Raw genomic sequence first — 269 nt, 5'->3', positions numbered from 1 at the left:
CTCAGCATTGAATAACATCAGCATCAAACTAACGGGTACCGACAAATATGGCCAAGCTGTTGAACTAACCACAACCACTGACGCGCAAGGCGAATTTAGTTTTACCGGCTTAATCGAGTCCAATGCCGATGGCTACACCCTTGTCCAAACCCCTTCGAGCGAATATCAAACCGGTAAGCGTTATATTGGTACAGAAGCAGGTGCAGTAAGTAACACTGCCAAGGTTATTGTAGGTACAGAGCCCACGGCAGCGATCCGCTTTACAGAAA

The 269-nt window shown here is 47.2% G+C and carries 1 protein-coding gene; it reads left to right on the top strand.

The features are described 5' to 3' along the window. Positions 1-269, top strand: a 269-nt coding sequence (locus tag N475_RS25655) for a hypothetical protein (RefSeq protein WP_162269572.1), incomplete at both ends; no start/stop codon positions are given.

Source organism: Pseudoalteromonas luteoviolacea DSM 6061, assembly GCF_001625655.1.
GTDB classification, from domain to species: Bacteria; Pseudomonadota; Gammaproteobacteria; order Enterobacterales; family Alteromonadaceae; genus Pseudoalteromonas; species Pseudoalteromonas luteoviolacea.
Note: the sequence above shows the minus strand (reverse complement) of the source record. Positions and strands in the feature narration are given on the sequence as shown.